This is a genomic window from Streptomyces aureus (assembly GCF_001418135.1).
Lineage (GTDB): Bacteria > Actinomycetota > Actinomycetes > Streptomycetales > Streptomycetaceae > Streptomyces > Streptomyces aureus_A.
The window spans coordinates 1-18,602 of record NZ_LIPQ01000306.1 but is presented as its reverse complement, the minus strand read 5'-3'; the positions used below and the strand labels follow the sequence as shown (position 1 = coordinate 18,602).

Below are 18,602 nucleotides of genomic sequence, written 5' to 3'. Positions count from 1 at the left end.
CCCCCACACCCCCCGCGCCCCTGATCCCTGCACCGCGACTCGAAACGACGGGTGACACCGTGTCCCTGCGCATGCCGCACATCCATGTGGAGTTCCCTCCGGAGCTCAGTCCGTACGCCGACCGGGCGGAGGCCGGAGCCCGGGCCTTCGTGTCCCGCTTCGGCCTCGCCCCCGACGAGGCCGCCCGCCGCCACCACGAACGCTCCCTGCTCGGCACCCTGATGGGCAGGGCGTACCCGCACTCGGGCGCCGAGGAGCTCCAGCTCGTGACCGACTGGATCAGCTGCATGCTGGTCCTGGACGACCAGTTCGACGAGACCTCCCTCGGCACCGAGCCGGAGCGCCTGCGCGAGGTCTGCGACGAGGTGCTCGGCTGGTTCACCGAGGACGGCTCCGTCGACGAGGACCCCGGCCCGGCGGCGCACTCCCTCACCCAGGTGTTCCGCCCCGCCTACGCGGACCTGTGGCGCCGCACCGCCCCGCTGACCTCGCCGACCTGGCGCCGGCGGCTCGCCGCGCACATCGGGGCCTTCTTCGACACCTGCGTGTGGGAGTCGGAGAACCGGCTCACGGGCCGCGTCCCCGGCCTGGACGAGTACATCGCCCACCGCGGCCGCGCGCTCATGCCGTACCTCGACCTCATCGAGGTCACCACGCACTTCGAGGTGCCGGAGGAGATATACGCGCTGCCCGCGTTCGCCGAGATGAACGCGGCGCTGTCCGACGCGGACCTGTGGACCAACGACCTGTTCAGCTGCGAGAAGGAGGCGCTGCTGGGCGACCCGCACAACCTGGTCCTGGTCCATCGGCACGCGCACGGCACGGACCTGCAGACCGCCGCGGACGCCGTCGGGGAGATGGTCCAGGGCCGCTTCGACCGTTTCACCGAGCTCAGTTCCTCCTTCGCGGAGCGCCTGACGCCCGCGCAGCGCGCGCTCGTCCCGGCGGACCGCCTGGAGCGCCACGTCGCGGGGCTGCGGAGCTGGCTCACCGGCCAGCTCCAGTGGCGCTTCGAGACGCTGCGGTTCGACCCCACTCGGCCCGAGGTCACCAGCGCCGCGGGGTCCACCCCGCTGTAGGCGCACCCTCGACCGATTTCCCCCACTGTGACCCATTGTGAACGGGGTACGCATGCGAGACCGTTACGCGACACTCAGACATCTGGAGACCCTCGACCCGAAGGCGGACCACCAGGAGATCCATCGCATATCCTCCGACCGCGAGTTCCCCTGGGACTACGGCCGGGGCCTTGAGGTGGCGATCTGGCGCACCTGTTGCGTGCCCGCCATCTCCGACGTCCTGGACGGCAGCGGCGAGTTCGCCCTGCGCGCGCAGAAACGCTACGACGACACCCGGATCCTGCTCGGCGAACTGGTCCGCGGGGGCTACGACTCCACGCGCGGACGCCAGGCGATCCGGCAGATCAACCAGGCGCACCGCAGGTTCGACATCGCCAACGAGGACATGCTGTACGTCCTGTCGACGTTCGTCCTCGAGCCGGTCCGCTGGATCGACCGCTGGGCCTGGCGGCGGACCTCCGAGACGGAGCGGCTGGCCGCCTTCTACTTCTTCACCAGTGTCGGCGAGCGGATGAACATCCGTGAACTCCCCACCGACTACGCCTCGTTCGAGCAGTTCAACCGCGAGTACGAGCGGGAACGCTTCCAGCGGGCCGCGAGCAACCACCGCGTCGGCACCAACATCCTGAACCTGTACGCGTCCTGGTACCGGCGTCCGGTCAGCGACCTGGTCGCGGCCACGCTGCCCTGCCGGCTGGACGCGCCCGCCCTGGACGCCCTCGACCTGCCCGTCCCGCCCCGGTGGGTGCGGGCCGTCCACCGCGCCGGGCTGCGCGGCCACGCGGGGGCCGAGCGCGTCGCGCCGCGGCTGATGGCGCGGCTGATGACCCGGCCGACGGCGCGGACGTACCCGGGCTACCCGCACGGTTACGACCTCGCCGACATCGGTCCCCAGCGGACCGCCCAGCCCGTGCGGCAGCAGCCGACGGCCCGTGTCGACAGCCTCAAGGACTGAGCACCATGACCGAAACCACAGCTCTCGCCGCGCCCTTGGCGACCATCGGCGACACGCCCCTGCGGCCGGTCGTCGTCCCGGTCGGCGACCGGTCCGTGCGGATCTGGCTGAAGCTGGAGGCCGAGAACCCCTTCGGTTCGATCAAGGCCCGTACGGCGGAGGCCCTGCTGAACGCCCTGGAGTCGAGCGGGGCGCTGCGTCCGGGGATGCGGGTGGTCGAGTCGACCTCCGGCAACCTGGGCGTGGCGCTCGCCGGGCTCTGCGCGCAGCGCGGCTACCGCTGCACGCTGGTGGTCGAGCCGAGCACACCGCCCGCCAGCGTCGCGCGGATGCGCGAGTACGGCGCCGACGTGGTGACCGTGCGCGAGGTGCCGGGCGGCCGGACCCTCGGGGCCCGGCTCCAGGCCGTGCGGGCGATCGTGGCGGCCGGCACCGACGCCGTATGGACCAACCAGTACGAGAGCCCCGCCAACCCCGGGGTGCACGAGTGGCAGACCGCCGCGGAACTGATGAAGGCCGCACCGGACGGCCGGTTCGACGCGGTCGCCGTGGCCGTGTCGACCGGGGGCACCCTGGCGGGGATCGCGCAGTTCTTCCGCGACCACGCCCCGGACACCCGGGTCGTCGCGGTCGACGCCGTGGGGTCCTCGGCGCTCGGCGGGACCCCCGCCGACCGGCCGTTCAAGCTGATGGGCTTCGGCTCCGGACAGGTGTCGGGCTTCGTCGAGCCGCACCACGTGGACCATGTGGTGCGGCTGACGGACCAGGCGGCCGCCGCGGCCTGCGCCCTGGTCGCAGGGCGGACCGGGATCTCGCTCGGCGGCAGCGGCGGGGCCGCGGTGCTCGCCGCCGTCTCCCGGGCGCTCCTCGATCCGTCGCTGCGGGAGATCGCCTGCGTCTGCCCGGACAGCGGGGAGAAGTACCCGCAGCTCCGCGACGCCCCGGCCGACGGCGGTCCCGGCTGCACCGGGGAGATCCGGGCGGCCCTGGACCTGCTGGACCGGGTGCGTGCGGAGGAACCGCCCGCGCCCACCCCGCCGAACCCGCGGCAGCTGCCGAACCCCCGGAAGGGAACGCACCGATGACCCCGCACGACGACACGACGCTCACCTATCTGGACAGCGCCGACGTGGCCCGGCTCTGCGACGGGCTGCCCGTCGCCGACCTGGCGCACGACACGCTGCTCGCCTACCGGCGCAAGGAGGCGGGGCTCACCCCCGAGGCCGCGCTGCGCTGGACCACCCCGTCCGGGGCGTCGGCGCGCAGCCTCATCCTGCCCGGCTGGGCGGACGGCGCCTACGGCTGCAAGATCATCAACGCCTCGCTTGGCAACCGGCTCCTCGGCCGGCCGCGCGCCGCCGGGCTGGTCGTGCTCGACGACCCGGAGACCGCGCGGCCGGTCTGCATCATGGAGGGCGGCCGGATCAGCGCCCTGCGCACGGCCGGCGTCTCGGTCGCCGCGCTGCGCGCCGTACGCGACCTGGGCGCCGTCCGACGGGTGGCCTTCCTCGGCTGCGGCCGGCAGGCCGAGGTCCACCGGGAGCTGCTGGCGAGCGCCTGCCCCGGCGTCGAGGAGCTGTTCGTGCACGACCAGGACGCGGACCGGGCCGAGGAACTGGCCGCCCGCTGGCGCGCGGCGGACCCGGCGGTCGCCGTCACGGTGACCGCGGACGCCCGCGCCGCGGTCGAGCGGGCCCAGGTGACGGTCGCGGTGACGACGACCACCGAGCCGTACGTGGAGCTGGACTGGGTGCCGAAGGGCGGGACCTTCGTCAACGTGTCCCTCGACGACGCGGCCGAGAGCCTGCTGCTGGGCTGCGACCACCTGTTCGTCGACGACTGGGACCTGGTCGTCGACGACGACCACCGGCTGCTGGGCAGGCTGGCCCGGGCCGGCCGCGTCGCCGGCCCGGGGACCGACGCCCCGGCGGGCGGCCGGTCGGTGGACGCCTCCCTGCCGGAGCTGTTCGCCGGCGACTACGCGCGGACGGTCGCCGGGGACGACCGGGTGGTGATCAACCCGTTCGGCATGGGCGTCCAGGACATCGCGCTGGCCGCCGCCGTGTACGCGCGGGCCGTCGAGCAGGGCGTCGGTCTCTCCCTGGCCCACTGATCCGGGGGCTGCACGGCGTCCCCCGCCGTGCGGCCCCCCGCCGCTCGCGGTTACCCGCCGCGTCCGGCTCCTCATGACCGTGGCCCCGCCTTTCCGGCGGGGCCACGGTCGTGCGCGGGGACGAGGTCAGTAGGACTTCGGCAGCCCCAGGGTGTAGTGCGAGACGAAGTTGAGGATCATCTCCCGGCTCACCGGGGCGATCCGCGCCACCCGGGAGAGCGTCAGCAGCGAGGCGAGCCCGTACTCGGTCGTCAGGCCGTTGCCGCCCAGGGTGTGGATCGCCTGGTCGACGGCGTGGGCGCAGGCCTCGGCGGCGGCGTACTTGGCCATGTTGGCGGCCTCGCCCGCGGCCATGTCGTCGCCCGCGTCGTAGAGTTCGGCGGCCTTGCGGGTCATCAGCCGGGCGAGTTCCAGCTCGACGTGGATCCGGGCGAGCGGGTGGGCGACGGCCTGGTGGGCGCCGATCGGGGACGACCACACCTGCCGGGTGCGGGCGTAGTCCACGGCTTTGTCCAGGGCGTACCGGCCCAGTCCGGCGGCGAACGCGGCGATCATGACGCGTTCGGGGTTGAGCCCGGCGAAGAGCTGCTGGAGCCCCGCGTCCTCCTCGCCGACCAGCGCGTCCGCGGGCAGCCGTACGTCGTCCAGGACGAGTTCGAACTGCCGCTCGGGGGCGCTGAGTTCCATGGGAATCTCGTGGTGTGCGAAGCCGGGGGTGTCGCGCGGGACGACGAAGAGGCAGGGCTTGAGGCGGCCGGTGCGGGCGTCCGCCGTCCGGCCCACGATCAGGGTGGCGTCGGCCTCGTCGACCCCGGAGACGAAGACCTTTCGGCCGGTGAGCAGCCAGTCCGTGCCGTCCCGGCGGGCGGAGGTGGTCAGCCGGTGGGAGTTGGATCCGGCGTCCGGCTCGGTGATGCCGAAGGCCATCCGGGAGGATCCGTCGGCCAGTCCGGGCAGCAGCCGGCGCTTCTGTTCCGGGGTGCCGAAGCGGCTGATGACCGTGCCGCAGATGGCGGGCGACACCACCAGCATGAGCAACGGGTTGCCGGCTGCGCCGAGTTCCTCCATGACGATCGAGAGTTCGGTGATGCCGCAGCCCCCGCCGCCGTACTCCTCCGGCAGGTTGACCCCGAGGTATCCGAGCCGTCCCGCCTCCGCCCAGAGCTCGTTCGGGGAGCGCGGGTCGCGACCGGCGTCGCCCCGGCCGCGCGCGAACGCGGCGACGGCCTCCCGCAGTGCCCGGTGCTCGGCGCTCTCCGCGAACGCGCCGCGCCCGCTCATCGATCCAGCTCCGCGAGGATCTCGGCGGTGTGCTCGCCGTGGCCGGGGGCGGCGCCGCGCAGCGAGTCGAGTCCGGCACCGAACAGGACGGGAAAGCGGATCTGCCGGCGCGGCTCCTCGGTGGGCGACCCCGGCAGGGTCCCCACCAGGTCGCGGGCCTCGACGTGCGCGTCGGCCAGGAACGCGTCGGCGGTCTCGTACACCGGCGCCCAGGGCAGATCCAGTCCGGCGAGCGCGGCGCACCACCAGGCCAGGTCTCGGCGGGCGAAGACGCCGGTGAGCAGCTCCCGGACCCGCCCACGGGCCCGGGTGCGCGCCGCGCGGCGGTCGTACGCGTCGTCGTCGAGCTCGGGGAACTCCTTCGCGAAGGCCGTACGGAAGGTCAGCCAGAACTTGTCCTCGAAGGTCGCGAGCGCGATCCGGCCGCCGTCGGCGGCGGTGAACACGTCGTTGTCGCCGGTGACCAGGGGGCTGTCGGCGGGTTCGGCCGGCGTGCGCAGCGGCAGCGCGAGCGGTCCGGCCCAGGCGGCGGCCGCCTCGTGCAGCGACACGTCGAGGTGCTGACCGTGGCCGGTGGCGCGGGCGGAGGCGACCGCGACCGCGGTGGACAGCGCCGCGTACATCGCTCCGGCGAGGTCGGCGATCCTCAGGCCCACCCGGTCGACGCGCTCACCGGGACGGTGCGGCACGGCGAAGAAGCCCGACAGGGCGAGGAAGTTGAGGTCGTGGCCGGGCCGGGAGGCGTACGGGCCGTGCTGTCCGAATCCGGTGATCGAGCACAGCACCACCCGCGGGTTGGCCTCGCGCAGCCGCGCGTACCCGAGGCCCATGGCGTCGAGCACGCCGGGCCGGTGGCTCTCCACCACGGCGTCGCTGCGCTCCACCAGACGCAGCAGGGTGTCCCGACCGGCCGGGTCGCGCAGGTCCAGGACGAGGGAGCGCTTGTTGCGGTTGAGCGCCGCGAACGTCTCCGGCTCGACCAGCCTGCCGTAGTCGCCGCCGTCCGGGCTCTCCACCTTGACCACGTCGGCACCGAGGTCGGCCATCAGTACCGTCGCGAATCCGCCGGGCAGCAGCCGCGAGAGATCGAGGACCCTTATGCCGTCCAGGGCCGGCCAGCCCGCCGTCACTTCCACCTGCGACTCCTTTCGCTCCCGCGGCCTCCGGTCGAGGGCGGGCACAAGCCGGGCGCACGCTACCGGCGGCCGGACGGCCGTCCCTGGACGGGATCTGCACGGCTCCTGCCTCCCTCGTCCGGTTCCCTCCCGGGAGGGAGCCGCTTCCAGCCGCCGGGGGATCCGGCGCCGGGGGCCCGCGCGGTGGGATGGGACCAGCGCCGGACGGACCGGCAGCCCACCGCCGAGGAGAGTCACCATGCAGGTCAGCACCGCACCGGCCACCCCGCGCACCGTCGCCCCGCACGCCGGCGTTCCGCACATCGAGACCCTCCTCACCGAATCGCTCCGCCCCGCGGACACCGGGGCGCCGCTCTCGGACCACACCGTCGGCTCCCTGCTGCGCGAGGTCGCCGCGGGCCGGCCGGACGCCCCGGCCCTGGAGTCGGTCCCGGACGACGGCGGCGCCCCGCGCCACTGGACGTACGCCGAACTGCTCGCCGAGGCCGAGAGCGTGGCCGGTGGGCTGCGGGAGCGCGTCGGACTCGGGGCGCGGGTCGCCCTGTGGGCTCCGAACGTCCCGGAGTGGCCGATCGTCGCGTACGCGGCGGCGCTGGCCGGGGTGACGCTGGTGACGCTCAACCCGGCGCTGCGGGCAGGCGAGCTGACCCACGCCCTGCGCACCTCCGAGGCCGAGATGCTGATCCACGCCGACGCCGTCCGGGGGTACGACATGGCCGGGACGGTGCGGGCGGTGACGCCGGACCTGCCGGGTCTGCGGCACGTCGTGCCGCTCGCCGCGTGGGAGTCGCTGCGGGGTACCGCGCCGCTGCCCTCGCAGGAGGAGATCGCCGCCGTCCCGGCGCAGATACAGTTCACCTCCGGCACCACCGGCGACCCGAAGGCGGTGCTGCTCTCGCACCGGTCCGTGGTCAACGTGGCCCGGCTGACCTTCGAGGGGCTCGGCGTCCACGACGGCGCGACCGTGGTCTCCCCGCTGCCGATGTTCCACACCGCAGGCTGTGTCATCTCCTGCCTGGGGCCGCTGTGGAGCGGCGGCGTCTTCACGCTCCTGGAGCGCTTCGACCCCAAGGTCCTCTTCGAGGTGCTGCGCCGTTCCCCCGGCGCGGTGCTCACCAGTGTGCCGACGGTGCTGACCGCCCTGAACGACGTGGCGCGCTCGGCCGGCGGCGCGGCGGCCCGGCTGTCCTCCGTCCTCACCGGCGCGGCGCCGGTGCGCCCGCAGCTCATCACCGAGACCGAGGAACTGTTCTCGACCACGGTGTTCAACCTGTACGGGCAGACCGAGCTGGCCTCCGTGGTCACCCTCACCCGGCCGGACGACACCGCCGAGGACAAGACCAGCACCGTGGGCCGGCCGCTGCCGCACGTCACGTGCAAGATCGTGGACCCGGACACCGGCCGGGTGCAGCCGCTCGGCGTCCCCGGCGAGATCTGCGCCCGCGGCTACCAGCAGCTCCTCGCGTACTACGGCGACGCGGAGGCCACCGCGCGGAAGGTGGACGCGGACGGCTGGCTGCACACCGGGGACCTCGGTTCGATGGACGCGACCGGCGCGGTCCGGATCGAGGGCCGGCTGAGCGACCTGATCATCCGGGGCGGCGAGAACATCGCGCCCGGGCCCGTCGAGTCCTTCCTCAGCACGCTGCCGGGCGTCCGCGACGCCCTGGTGGTGGGGGTGCCGGACGACCGGTGGGGAGAGATCGTCGCCGCGGTGCTGCTGCCCGCCGCCGATCGCCCGGAGGGCCCGGACGTCGAGGAATGCGTCGCCCGCTGCCGCGAGCAGCTGTCCCCGCACAAGATCCCGGCCCGGTGGTACCTCGCGGACGGGCTGCCGCTGACCGCCTCCGGGAAGATCCAGAAGTTCCGGGTCCGGGAGCTGATCGCCGAGGGCGCCCTCGTCCGCCTCGACGCACCGCGCGCCTGACGCGTCCTGCCGAAGCCCGCCCCTGACGTCCCGTCACCCGCCGACACCCCCCCGGAGCCCCCGCCATGAAGATCTCCATGCAGCTGAAGTACGACACCGACATCGTCGCCGCGGCCGGCCAGGTGGCCGAACTGGAGCGGGCCGGCCTGGACCTGGTCTGGGTGCCGGAGGCGTACGGCTACGACGCGCCCAGTTTCATGGGCTTCCTCGCCGCCCGCACCGAGCGGATCGAGATCGGTTCCGGCATCCTCTCGGTGTTCAGCCGGACGCCCGCCCTGCTGGCGATGACCGCGGCCGGCGTCGACGCCCTGTCCGGCGGACGCTGCCACCTCGGCCTCGGTTCCTCGGGCCCGCAGGTCGTCGAGGGTCTGCACGGGGTGCCGTACGCCGCGCCGGTGGCCCGGACCCGCGAGACCATCGAGGTCATGCGCGCCTTCTGGCGGCGGGACGAGCCGGTGCGCCACCAGGGGCGCACGGTCACGCTGCCGCTGCCCGAGGGCCGGGGCACCGGCCTCGGCAGGCCGATGCGGCTGCTGACGCCGCCGGTCCGCCCGTCCGTCCCGGTGTGGGTGGCCGCGCTGGGCCCGAAGAACGTCCGGATGGTCGCGGAGACCGCCGACGGCTGGCTGCCGCTGTTCTTCGTCCCCGAGTGGTGCGACCGGGTGTGGGGCCCGGCGCTCAAGGAGGGCGCCGCCGCCCGCGCGCCCGAGCTGGGCCCGCTCCAGATCTCGGCGGGCGGTCTGCTCGCGATCGGCCCGGACGCCGAGCGGGCCCGGGAGCTGGCCCGCGGCCAGCTCGCGCTGTTCGTGGGGGGCATGGGCGCGCCCGGCCACAACTACTACTACGACCTGGTCAGCCGGTACGGCTACGCCCGTGAGGCGGAGACGATCCAGCGGCTGTTCCGGGCCGGCGACAAGGCCGGGGCCGCGGCCGCCGTGCCCGCCGCGCTGCTCGAGGCCACCACGATCTGCGGCACGGAGAGCTATGTGAGGGATCGTCTGGACGCCTACCGGGAGGCCGGGGTCACCCATCTCCAGGTCGTGCCGGTGCCGCAGGAGGGCGAGTCCGAGGCGACGGTGGTCTCCCGCCTGAAGGACCTCGTCGGCTGACGTACGCCGCTCGTCGGCCGACGTACGCCGTCGGCCCAGGGGAGCCCCGGAGCCCTCTCAGCCCGCGCCGACGAACCCCGACTCGTACGCCTGGACCACCGCCTGCGTCCGGTCGCGTGCCCCCAGCTTGGCCAGGGTGCCGCTGACATGGGTCTTGACCGTCTGCACCCCCAGGAAAAGCTGCTCGGCGATCTCCGCGTTGGACATCCCCCGCGCCATCAGCCTCAGCACGTCCGCCTCCCGCTCCGTGAGCTGGGCGCGGGCCAGCGCGTCGCCCGGCTCACGGGCCTGACGCCCCTGCACCAGCGAGCGGATCGCGGCGGGGAAGAGCACCGAGTCCCCGGTCGCCACGGTACGGACGGCCTGGACGATCTCGGCGGGCCGGGACCGCTTGAGCAGGAACCCCGATGCCCCTTCCCTGAGCGCCTCGTAGACGTAGTCGTCCCGCTCGAACGTGGTGATCACCAGGACTCTCGGCGGGTCGGCGACGGCGGCCATGAGATCGCGGGTCGCGGCGATGCCGTCGACGGTGGGCATCCGTACGTCCATGACGACGACGTCCGGGCGCAGCCTCCGGACGAGCGGCACGACCTCGCAGCCGTCGGAGGCCTCGCCGACCACGGTGATGCCCTGGGCGTTGCCGAGGATGGCCGCCATGCCGGCCCGGACGAGCTCCTCGTCGTCGACGAGGAGTACGGAGATGTCCATGATCACGATCCCAACCGTAGGGGGAGACGGGCGCTGACGGTCCAGCGCCCCGATGCGGCCCCGGCGGTGGCCCGGCCGCCCAGCAGCGCGGCGCGCTCCCGCAGACTGCGCAGCCCCTTGCCGGTGCCGGGAGCCCGCGGGGCCTCCTCCACCAGCCGGTTCGCGACGGTGAGCCGGACCTGTTCGCCGGTGACGTCCAGGTCGACGTCCACGGGTGAACCGGGCGCGTGCTTCATGGCGTTGGTGAGCGCTTCCTGAAGGATGCGGTACGCCTCGCGGGAGACCACGCCCGGCACGGCGTCGACCTCGGCGGCGGTGCGCGAGCGCACCGTGACGCCCGCCGCGCGGCTTGCCTCCAGGAGCTGCCCGACGTCCGCGAGGGTGGGCCGGACGGTGCGGGCGGCCGGCTCGTCCTCCTTCAGATAGCCGAGGGTGCGCTCCAGGTCGTCCATGGCGCGGCGGCCGGTGTCCTCGATGGCGGTCAGCGCCCGGATCGCGAAGTCCCGGTCGGCGTCGATGAGTTCGCGGGCCGCGCCGGCCTGGAGCACGGTGACCGTGAGGGCGTGGCCGATGGAGTCGTGGAGTTCGCCCGCGAGCCGGTTGCGGGCCAGCAGTTCGTCCGCCCGGCGCTCCGCCTCCGCGAGCCGCTCGGCCGTCGAGGGGCCCAGCAGCCTGCGCGCGAGGGCGAGTTGTACGTGTCCGGCCCATACGACCAGCGCGAACGCGGCGAGCAGCAGCGGCGGCACCAGGCCCAGGTACCAGATGTGCCGGTGGCCGCCGGGGACGGTGACGCCGAGGATCGTCCGGGTTCCCTCGACGGCGGGCGCGGACGCCAGCGTGCCCGTGACGGACAGCAGTTGGGCGACGACCGTGGCGACGAGCAGTCCCCACCAGCAGCGCAGCACCAGCCAGACGCTGGTGCGCCGGCGGTCGGAGAGGCTCCGGGCCGGGGCCCTGCCGATGTCGTTCTCGTCGTCCGGCACGAGCAGCAGCCGCGCCTGGATGCCCTCCGCACGCCGCGTCCCCGGCACCAGGCCGAGCAGCAGCAGGGGGACCACCGGCACGAGTGCGCAGGCCGCGAGGGTACGGCCCAGGTCTTCGGTGATGCCGGGCCACACCAGCACGCAGACCGGTCCCACGGCCCCGCCGAGCAGCAGATGGAGCCCGCGGGCGTACGTACGGCCCTGGCGCAGGGCGTCGTGGAGCGTCGACGGCAGACGTCTCATGGGGATCAGCTCCCTCCCCGGGGGGAGGTGACTCCCGCCGCCGGGGGATCCGTCCGGGGCCGCCGGACGATTGGCTTGAGGACATGAACAGGGACAACGGAACGGCGCACGGTGCGGGCGACGCACCCGCCGTGGAAGTACGGGGTCTGGCGAAGGCCTACGGCGACAGGACGGTGGTGAAGGACCTCACCTTCCAGGTGCGGGCCGGTTCGGTCACCGGCTTCCTCGGCCCGAACGGCGCGGGGAAGTCGACCACTCTGCGGATGATCCTGGGGCTGGACCGGCCCACGGCGGGCGAGGTGCTGATCGCGGGGCGGCCGTACGGCCGGCTGGTCGAGCCGCTGCGCCACGTCGGCGCGCTGCTGGACGCCGGCGCGGCGCATCCGGGACGGACCGCACGCGACCATCTGCTCTGCATCGCCCACGCCGGTCGCCTGCCGCGGGCGCGGGTCGACGAGGTGCTGGAGCAGGTCGGCCTGGAGTCCGCGGCCCGGCGGCGGGTCGGCGGGTTCTCGCTGGGGATGCGTCAGCGCCTGGGCATCGCCGCGGCCCTGCTCGGCGACCCCGAGGTGCTGATCCTCGACGAGCCGGTCAACGGCCTGGACCCGGAGGGCATCCGCTGGCTGCGGCACTTCCTCAAGGGGCTGGCGGCCCGGGGCCGGGCGGTGCTGATCTCCAGCCACCTGATGACGGAGACGGCGCTGCTGGCGGACCGGCTGGTCGTGATCGGCAGGGGCCGGCTGCTGGCGGACGTGTCCATGGCCGAGTTCGCCGCGGAGCACGGCCGCTCCCGGGTGCGGGTGCGGGCCGACGAGCCGGAGCGGCTGCGCGAGGCCCTGGTGCGCAAGGGGCTGCGGGTGGTGCCGGGCGACGGCGGCGCGCTGGAGGTGCACGCGGCGGAGGCCGCCGACGTCGGCCGGATCGCGGCTCACGAGAGGACCGCCGTCCTGGAACTGGTCCAGGTCGAGGACTCGTTGGAAGAGGCTTTCATGAGGATGACCGCCGATTCGGTGGAGTACGGGGGGCGACCCCTCGGAGAGGTGGTCTGACGATGTCTGTCAACGCGGTGCTCCGCTCGGAGTGGACGAAGATCCGCTCGGTGCGTCCGGTCCTGTGGTCGCTGCCGCTGGCCGCGGCCCTGCTCGTCGGCATCGGCGCCGGCGTGTCGGGGTCGGTCGGCCCCGAGGAGGCGGACGGCCCCGGCTTCGACCCGGTGCAGCTCGGCTACTACGGCATCCTCTTCGCCCATGTCGTCGTGATCGCCTTCGCCGTTCTGGTGGTCGGCAACGAGTACCAGCACGGCGCGATCCGGGTCTCGCTGGCGGCGGTGCCCCGGCGCGGTCTGATGTACACGGCCAAGCTGACCGTCGGGGCGACCCTCGCCCTGGGGGCCGGCGTGGTCGCCTCGCTGTGCACGTTCTTCCTCTCGCAGCGTCTGCTCGGCGAGCACGGCACGGCGTTCGGCGACGCGGGGACGGTGCGGGCGATCGTGGTGGGCGCCCTGTACTTCCCGCTGCTCGCGGTCATGTGCATGGGGTTCACGGCGATGCTGCGCAGTCTGATGCTCTCCATGGGCGTCCTGATCCCGGTGCTGTTCCTGGTCTCCCCCGTACTGGCCGAGATCCCCGGCCTGAAGGAGCTGGCCTGGTACCTGCCCGACCGGGCCGGCCAGTACGGGCTGCGGCTCGACCCCGCCGACGCCGCGCCCTACAGCCCCATGACCGGGGTGCTGGTCATGGCGGTGTGGGCGGCCGCGGCTGCGGTCGGCGGCTGGCTGACGCTCCGCACCCGCGACGCGTGAGCGCTCCACCGCCGTGAGGGACGCGTGAGGGGACGGGGACGGTGGGCATCGACGACCGTCCCCTCACGCCGTTCACTGCTCCCAGGCGTGGAGGCGTACGAGGGGCGGCAACGCGTACTCCTCGCCGGCCTCCGCCGGGGGGTCGAGCAGCTGGTGGTCGACCAGCCGCTCCAGGAGGTCCTCCGCCTGGCGTCCGCCGCAGTGCAGCACGGCGGCCGCGCCGGCGGGGGTGAACGCCCGGTCCGCGGACCGGGCGAGGGCGCGCACGGCGTCGCGGAGCACCGGGTCCAGGCCCTCGTACGCGGAGGTCAGCCGATCCCGTACGGACAGGTCTCCGGCGACCAGCTCAGACAGCCGCCGCTCCTCGTCGGCCAGCCGGTCCGCCAGCCGGGCGAGGGTCCAGTGCGGGCGGGCGGCGAGCCGCATGCCCGCGATCCGCACGGCCAGCGGGATCCCGTCGCACAGCTCGGCAACGGTCTCGGCCGCCGTCCGTTCGGCCAGCACCCGCCGCTCACCGGCGATCCGGGCGAGCAGGGAGACGGACTGGTCGGCGGTGAAGCGCTCGACGCGGAAGTGCTGGGCCCCCTCCAGACCGGACAGCGGGATCCGGCCGGCCAGCAGCGCGGCGCCGCCGGGGCCGGACGGCAGCAACGGGCGGACGGCGCGTTCCCCGGGCGCGTCGTCGACGACCACCAGGACCCGGCGGCCGGCGACGGACTCCTGGTAGAGCGCCGCGAGTTCAGTCAGCCCGGCGGGCAGCCCGGCCGTCGGCACACCCAGCGCCCGGGCGAAGCCGCGCAGCACGGTGCGGACCTCGTCGGGCGCGCCGGTGCGCAGCCGGGCGTGCAGGACACCGTCGGGGAAGTGGCGGGCGACGGCCGCGGCGATCTGGACGGTCAGGGCGGACTTGCCGACACCGACGGGTCCGTGGAGCACGGCGACCGGGGCGGCGCCGAACGCGGCCAGCGGCCCCTGCCCGGTCAGGTACTGCCGGACCTGGAAGTGCTCGGCCCGGCCCACGAAGTCCCCGACGCTCTGCGGCAGCTGGACGGATCTCGGCGCGTCGGCCCGGCCGGCGGGCTGCGCCGTCCTCGCCGTCGCGATCCGGGTGTCCTCCCTCAGCACGGCCATCTGGGCCCCGCGGAGTTGGGCACCGGGCTCGATGCCGCTCTCGACGCGGAGCCTGCGGTCGACCGCGGCGAACAGCTCCAGCGCCTCCGCCCGGCGGCCGGAACCGGCGAGCGCGGTGAGCAGCCGGGCGTGCAGGCCCTCGTGCAGCACCTCGTGCCGGGCGATCGGCCCGAGCTGGGCGAGCACCTCCTCGTACTGTCCGCGGGCGAGGGCGAGATCGGCGAGGCGCAGCGCGGAGGCGACCCGCAGGCGGGAGTGCTCGACGGCGGCGGCGTGGCGGGCCAGCCGTGGCGGGGCGCCTTCCAGAAGCTGCCCGCGCCAGAGCCGCAGGGCGTCGGCGAGCAGGGCCTGTTCGTGCACCGGGTCGTCGCCTGCGCGGGCCCGCGCGGCCTCGTGGGTCAGCCGGCCGAACTCCAGGACGTCGAGTCGGCTGTCCCCCTCGATCCGGAGCTCATAGCCGCCGCCGCGCCGCAGCACCGCGGTCCGGCCGGTGCCGGGGAGGGTGTGTGCGTCCAGCATCAGCCGGATGCGCGAGATGTAGGTGTGGATCAGCTGACCGAATGTGTCAGGTAGTTCGCCGTCCCAGAGGACCTCGATGATCTCGTCGCGTTCGACCACCTGATGGGCCTGGAGCGCGAGCAGTCCGAGCAGGGTCCGCTGCTTCGGCGTTCCGGTGAGCAGTTCGGCGGCGCCGCGCGTGGCGGAGAGCCGGCCGAGGATGCTCAGGACCAGCGGGGCGTCGTCGGGGACGTCCCCTGCGGCGTCGGCCGTGGCGCCGACCCGCGCGAGCAGCGCGGGTTCGTGCAGGGCTTCGGCGATTCTGCGCAGCGATCCGGATCTCGGGGCGCGGACCCGGCCCCGTTCGATCTCACGGAGCGTCCGCAGACCGATCCCGGATCTTTCGGCGAGGTCCCGCTGACTGACCCCGTTGCGGGTCCGCGCGGAACGGACCAGGGTGGCGACGTCTCGTTCCGCCAACGCCGCCGGACTACCACCCGTCATGACTCCCCCATGCGTGCTCGTTCGTTTCGCCGTCCGTCCCCGTCGTCTGCGACGGAGCGCGCCGACGTGGTCAGCCGCGGCTGTTCCACTCCTCCTGGGCCTCGGTGACGACCGGGCCGTCGGCCGCGACGGTGCTCGGCGCGGGGGCCGTGAGCTGCTGCTCGGCGACGGCCAGAACCGAGAGGCCGAGCACCGCGGTGACCGCGACGCAGGCGGTGCGCAGGATGGGGGAGGTGCGGGTGGTGGAGGTGCGGGTGGTGGAGGTGATCGCTCGCATGTCTCGGTCTTCCGTTCGCTTGTCGTTCGCGCTGCCGGTTGAGACTCTGCCAACTGCCGATCTACGCTGGATAAATCCTGGATATGCGCTCTGAGCTGCAGATATATCGCTCCTGCCGGAGGGGTGGGGGCGGCTTCACAGTGGTTCGCCGAGGGCCGTGAGGAGGGCCGCCGCGTGGTCGGCGTCGGGCAGCCCGAGCCGGGTGAACAGCGTGTGGGCCTGCCGGGCCCTGGCCGCCGCGGCCCCGAGGTCGCCGAGGTCGGCGAGGGTACGGCCGAGCACCAGGAGGGCGAGCCCCTGGTCGCGCTCCGCGCCGCGCTGCTCGCACAGCACCAGCGCACGGCCCGCCTCCCTGACGGCCTCCTCCCGGCGGCCCGTGATCCGCAGGGTCTCGGCCAGCCGGAAGCGGGTCTGCGACTCCTGTCCGCGGAACTGCCAGGCCTCGCACAGGCCCAGGCACTGGGTATGGCTCGCGATGGCCTCGTCGTACCTCCCCAGTTCGTGCAGGGCCATCCCCTGCACGTAGAGCGCGTAGGCGGCGCCGTGGTGGTCCTCGACCTCACGTAGCGCGGCCAGCGCCTCGGCGCACGCGACGAGCGCCTCCTCGGCGCGGCCGCCGCGCAGCCGGGCCTGCGCCGCGTTGAGCCGCGTCACCAGTTCGCCCGATCGGTGCCCGAGCTTCTCCGCCAGCTCGATCGCCTGGTCGTAGCAGTGCACCGCGTCCTCGTAGCGGTGCTGGAACTGCGCGATCAGACCGCGGTCGTTGAGCGTCTGACGGAGGATCACCCGGTCGCCGACCCGCTCGCAGGCCTCCGCCGCGAGCCGGGTGAACAGCTCTGCCTCGGCGAGCCGGGCGCTCTGCAGGGCGGCGTTCCCGCAGACGAAGCGGGCCCGCCCGGCGACCTGGTCGTCGCCGCGCTGCGCGGCGGTCTCGGCCAGCGCCTGCGCGGCGGCGGCGAGCTGCCCGTACGGGATGTCCTTGCCGAACGGCGTGAGGGCGATGAGCAGGTCCGCGGCGACGCGCAGGATCCGCGGGTCCGCCCCGGCGGGGCTGCGGGCGGCCAGCGTCACCGCGTTGGTGAGGCATTCGAACTCGGCGGTCACCCAGGCGCGCGCCTCCGCGAGCCCGGCGAAGTGCGGCGCGGGCGCGGAGCAGGGGGTGAGGAAGATCCCGTCCGGGTCGCCGGGCACCATGCACTGGAAGGCGGCGCGGCCGGCGGCCAGCAGGTGGTCGAGGAGCGGCGGCAGTACGGGGATGCCGGCCTCGGCGCCGCCGTCGCCCGGCGACACGCCGAGCTGGAGCGCGAAGGCCCAGACGAGGTCGTGGTACCGGTACCGGCCGGGCTGCGGGGCCTCCAGCATGGCCGCGTCGACCAGGGACTCGAGGATCTCCTCGGTGTCGTACGCGTCGAGACCGAGGGCCGCGGCGGCCACCTCCAGTCCGATGCTGGGCCGGGCGACCGGGGCGAGGAGCTGGAAGGCGCACGCCTGTTCCTGCGGGAGCTGGCGGTAGCCGAGTTCGAACGTGGCCGCGACCGCCAGGTCGCCGGCGCGCAGCTCGCCGATGCGGCGGCGCTCGTCGGCGAGCCGACGGGTCATGGCCTCGATCTGCCAGCGCGGCCGGGCGGCGAGGCGGGCGGCCACGATCCGGACGGCTAACGGGAGATGTCCGCACGCGGTCACCAGATCGGTCGCGGCGGCGGGCTCCGCCGCCACGCGTGCGGCGCCGACGATCGCGGTGAGCAGCTCGATCGCCTCGTCGGTCGCGAAGGCCTCCAGGGCCACGGCGGTGACCGCGCTGGGGATGCCGACGAGCCGGGTGCGGCTGGTGACGATCACGGCGCAGCCGGCCGAGCCGGGCAGCAGCGGGCCCACCTGGGCGGGGTCCCGGGCGTTGTCGAGGAGCAGCAGCATGCGCCGGCCGTCGAGCAGGGTGCGCAGGAGCCGGGCGCGGTCGTCGGTCATGGCCGGGAGCGCGTGCGGCGGCACGCCCATCGCGGCGAGCATGCTGCCGAGGACGGCCGACGGGTCCACGGGCTCGAGACCGCTGCCGCGCAGATCGACGTAGAGCTGCCCGTCGGGGAACTCGTGCTTGATCCGGTGGGCGACCCGCAGCGCGAGGGTGGTCTTGCCGAGGCCGCCCATGCCGCTGATGGACGCGACGGGGAGCGAGGTCCGATCCGGGGCGGTGAGGACCCGGCTCAGCTCCTCGACCTGTTCGACGCGGCCGGTGAAGTCGAACGCGTCGGCGGGGAGTTGGGCGGGGCGGGCAAGGACCGGTGCGGCGGACTCGGGGTCGGGTGCGGGAGTGGGGCCGGCGTCGGGTTCGGCGGTTCGAGGCGGCGGAGAGGGCTGCGGATCCTCGGGGCTCCGCGGGTGGCGGGGGGCCTCGGGGGCGGCCGCGGCCGACGCGGTGCCGCGGACCGAGACGTCCAGGAGCGGGTCGCCCGCGAGGACCCGTTCGTGCAGCGCGGTCAGTTCGGGACCGGGGTCGACGCCGAGTTCCTCGGCGAGGACGCGCCGTGCACGCGCGTAGACGGCCAGCGCGTCCGCCTGCCGCCCGGAGGCGTACAGGGCGCGCATGAGAAAGCCGTACGGCCGCTCCTGGAGCGGGTGCTCCTGCGTGAACACGGTGAGGTCGGGAATGACCGCGCCGTGCCGGCCCGCCTGCAGCTCGTGCGCGAAACGTTCCTCCTCCAGCCCGATCCGCAGCTCGGTGAAGCGGGCCCGCTGCTGCTCGGCGTACGGGCCGGGCACTCCGGCCAGCGGTGCGCCCTGCCAGAGGCCGAGCGCCTCGGTCAGCAGCCGCCCGCAGGCCTCGGCGTCGCCCCCGGCCCGGGCCCGGCCCGCGTCGGCG

15 protein-coding genes are annotated in these 18,602 nt (G+C 74.4%); 8 read left to right on the top strand and 7 right to left on the bottom strand.

The window, feature by feature from the left end:
* The 4 genes from AOK00_RS24545 to AOK00_RS24530 all read left to right on the top strand — a co-directional run.
* Positions 1-1,079, top strand: a 1,079-nt coding sequence (locus AOK00_RS24545) for a terpene synthase family protein (RefSeq protein ID WP_216822268.1), incomplete at its 5' end; no start/stop codon positions are given.
* A 52-nt stretch (positions 1,080-1,131) separates the two neighbouring features.
* Entirely contained in the window at positions 1,132-2,034 is a 903-nt protein-coding gene (locus AOK00_RS24540; RefSeq protein WP_063886650.1) for an oxygenase MpaB family protein, read from the top strand.
* 5 nt (positions 2,035-2,039) lie between these two features.
* Positions 2,040-3,119, top strand: a complete 1,080-nt coding sequence (locus tag AOK00_RS24535) for a cysteine synthase family protein (protein WP_063886649.1) — start codon at positions 2,040-2,042, stop codon at positions 3,117-3,119.
* Positions 3,116-4,147, top strand: a complete 1,032-nt coding sequence (locus AOK00_RS24530; RefSeq protein WP_055602452.1) for an ornithine cyclodeaminase — start codon at positions 3,116-3,118, stop codon at positions 4,145-4,147. The genes AOK00_RS24535 and AOK00_RS24530 overlap by 4 nt, the downstream gene beginning before the upstream one ends.
* A gap of 126 nt (positions 4,148-4,273) precedes the next feature.
* On the opposite strand, the gene AOK00_RS24525 is transcribed toward AOK00_RS24530, so the two are convergent.
* Together AOK00_RS24525 and AOK00_RS24520 are read right to left on the bottom strand one after the other, a co-directional pair.
* Positions 4,274-5,428 carry an acyl-CoA dehydrogenase family protein gene (locus tag AOK00_RS24525; protein ID WP_055602451.1) on the bottom strand — a complete coding sequence of 385 codons (1,155 nt, stop codon included), beginning with the start codon at positions 5,426-5,428 and terminating at the stop codon, positions 4,274-4,276.
* Entirely contained in the window at positions 5,425-6,564 is a 1,140-nt protein-coding gene (locus AOK00_RS24520; protein ID WP_216822267.1) for a CaiB/BaiF CoA transferase family protein, read from the bottom strand. The genes AOK00_RS24525 and AOK00_RS24520 overlap by 4 nt, the downstream gene beginning before the upstream one ends.
* A gap of 238 nt (positions 6,565-6,802) precedes the next feature.
* Here AOK00_RS24520 and AOK00_RS24515 point away from each other — a divergent pair, with 238 nt between their 5' ends.
* Both AOK00_RS24515 and AOK00_RS24510 read left to right on the top strand, forming a co-directional pair.
* Positions 6,803-8,491: a class I adenylate-forming enzyme family protein gene (locus tag AOK00_RS24515; protein WP_079042172.1), complete on the top strand. Its 1,689-nt coding sequence runs from the start codon at positions 6,803-6,805 to the stop codon at positions 8,489-8,491.
* Between the two features lie 65 nt (positions 8,492-8,556).
* Positions 8,557-9,600, top strand: a complete 1,044-nt coding sequence (locus AOK00_RS24510) for an LLM class F420-dependent oxidoreductase (RefSeq protein ID WP_055602450.1) — start codon at positions 8,557-8,559, stop codon at positions 9,598-9,600.
* A gap of 57 nt (positions 9,601-9,657) precedes the next feature.
* Here the strand turns inward: AOK00_RS24510 and AOK00_RS24505 are convergent, their stop codons facing one another.
* Positions 9,658-10,308 carry a response regulator gene (locus tag AOK00_RS24505; protein WP_055602449.1) on the bottom strand — a complete coding sequence of 217 codons (651 nt, stop codon included), beginning with the start codon at positions 10,306-10,308 and terminating at the stop codon, positions 9,658-9,660.
* A gap of 2 nt (positions 10,309-10,310) precedes the next feature.
* Positions 10,311-11,534 carry a sensor histidine kinase gene (locus tag AOK00_RS24500; protein WP_055602448.1) on the bottom strand — a complete coding sequence of 408 codons (1,224 nt, stop codon included), beginning with the start codon at positions 11,532-11,534 and terminating at the stop codon, positions 10,311-10,313.
* 83 nt (positions 11,535-11,617) lie between these two features.
* Here AOK00_RS24500 and AOK00_RS24495 point away from each other — a divergent pair, with 83 nt between their 5' ends.
* Together AOK00_RS24495 and AOK00_RS24490 are read left to right on the top strand one after the other, a co-directional pair.
* Positions 11,618-12,583 (top strand): ATP-binding cassette domain-containing protein, encoded by a 966-nt coding sequence (locus AOK00_RS24495; protein WP_055602447.1) that lies wholly within the window; start codon positions 11,618-11,620, stop codon positions 12,581-12,583.
* A 2-nt stretch (positions 12,584-12,585) separates the two neighbouring features.
* A complete protein-coding gene (locus AOK00_RS24490) occupies positions 12,586-13,335 on the top strand; it encodes an ABC transporter permease (protein ID WP_055602446.1) in 750 nt (249 codons plus the stop codon).
* A 72-nt stretch (positions 13,336-13,407) separates the two neighbouring features.
* Here AOK00_RS24490 and AOK00_RS24485 read toward each other — a convergent pair whose 3' ends face one another.
* The 3 genes from AOK00_RS24485 to AOK00_RS24475 form a co-directional block, all read right to left on the bottom strand.
* Positions 13,408-15,468: a BTAD domain-containing putative transcriptional regulator gene (locus AOK00_RS24485; RefSeq protein ID WP_079042171.1), complete on the bottom strand. Its 2,061-nt coding sequence runs from the start codon at positions 15,466-15,468 to the stop codon at positions 13,408-13,410.
* A gap of 70 nt (positions 15,469-15,538) precedes the next feature.
* Complete coding sequence (locus AOK00_RS24480) at positions 15,539-15,745, bottom strand: hypothetical protein (protein WP_055602444.1); 207 nt, start codon at positions 15,743-15,745, stop codon at positions 15,539-15,541.
* A gap of 135 nt (positions 15,746-15,880) precedes the next feature.
* The coding region (locus tag AOK00_RS24475; RefSeq protein WP_055602443.1) for an AfsR/SARP family transcriptional regulator at positions 15,881-18,602 on the bottom strand (2,722 nt) is incomplete at its 5' end.

Bases quoted from the DNA above. Each gene is read 5' to 3' on its own strand.
- AOK00_RS24540 (WP_063886650.1), top strand. From the start codon at position 1,132: ATGCGAGACCGTTACGCGACACTCAGACATCTGGAGACCCTCGACCCG.
- AOK00_RS24535 (WP_063886649.1), top strand. From the start codon at position 2,040: ATGACCGAAACCACAGCTCTCGCCGCGCCCTTGGCGACCATCGGCGAC.
- AOK00_RS24530 (WP_055602452.1), top strand. From the start codon at position 3,116: ATGACCCCGCACGACGACACGACGCTCACCTATCTGGACAGCGCCGAC.
- AOK00_RS24525 (WP_055602451.1), bottom strand. From the start codon at position 5,428: ATGAGCGGGCGCGGCGCGTTCGCGGAGAGCGCCGAGCACCGGGCACTG.
- AOK00_RS24515 (WP_079042172.1), top strand. From the start codon at position 6,803: ATGCAGGTCAGCACCGCACCGGCCACCCCGCGCACCGTCGCCCCGCAC.
- AOK00_RS24510 (WP_055602450.1), top strand. From the start codon at position 8,557: ATGAAGATCTCCATGCAGCTGAAGTACGACACCGACATCGTCGCCGCG.
- AOK00_RS24505 (WP_055602449.1), bottom strand. From the start codon at position 10,308: ATGGACATCTCCGTACTCCTCGTCGACGACGAGGAGCTCGTCCGGGCC.
- AOK00_RS24500 (WP_055602448.1), bottom strand. From the start codon at position 11,534: ATGAGACGTCTGCCGTCGACGCTCCACGACGCCCTGCGCCAGGGCCGT.
- AOK00_RS24495 (WP_055602447.1), top strand. From the start codon at position 11,618: ATGAACAGGGACAACGGAACGGCGCACGGTGCGGGCGACGCACCCGCC.
- AOK00_RS24490 (WP_055602446.1), top strand. From the start codon at position 12,586: ATGTCTGTCAACGCGGTGCTCCGCTCGGAGTGGACGAAGATCCGCTCG.
- AOK00_RS24485 (WP_079042171.1), bottom strand. From the start codon at position 15,468: ATGACGGGTGGTAGTCCGGCGGCGTTGGCGGAACGAGACGTCGCCACC.
- AOK00_RS24480 (WP_055602444.1), bottom strand. From the start codon at position 15,745: ATGCGAGCGATCACCTCCACCACCCGCACCTCCACCACCCGCACCTCC.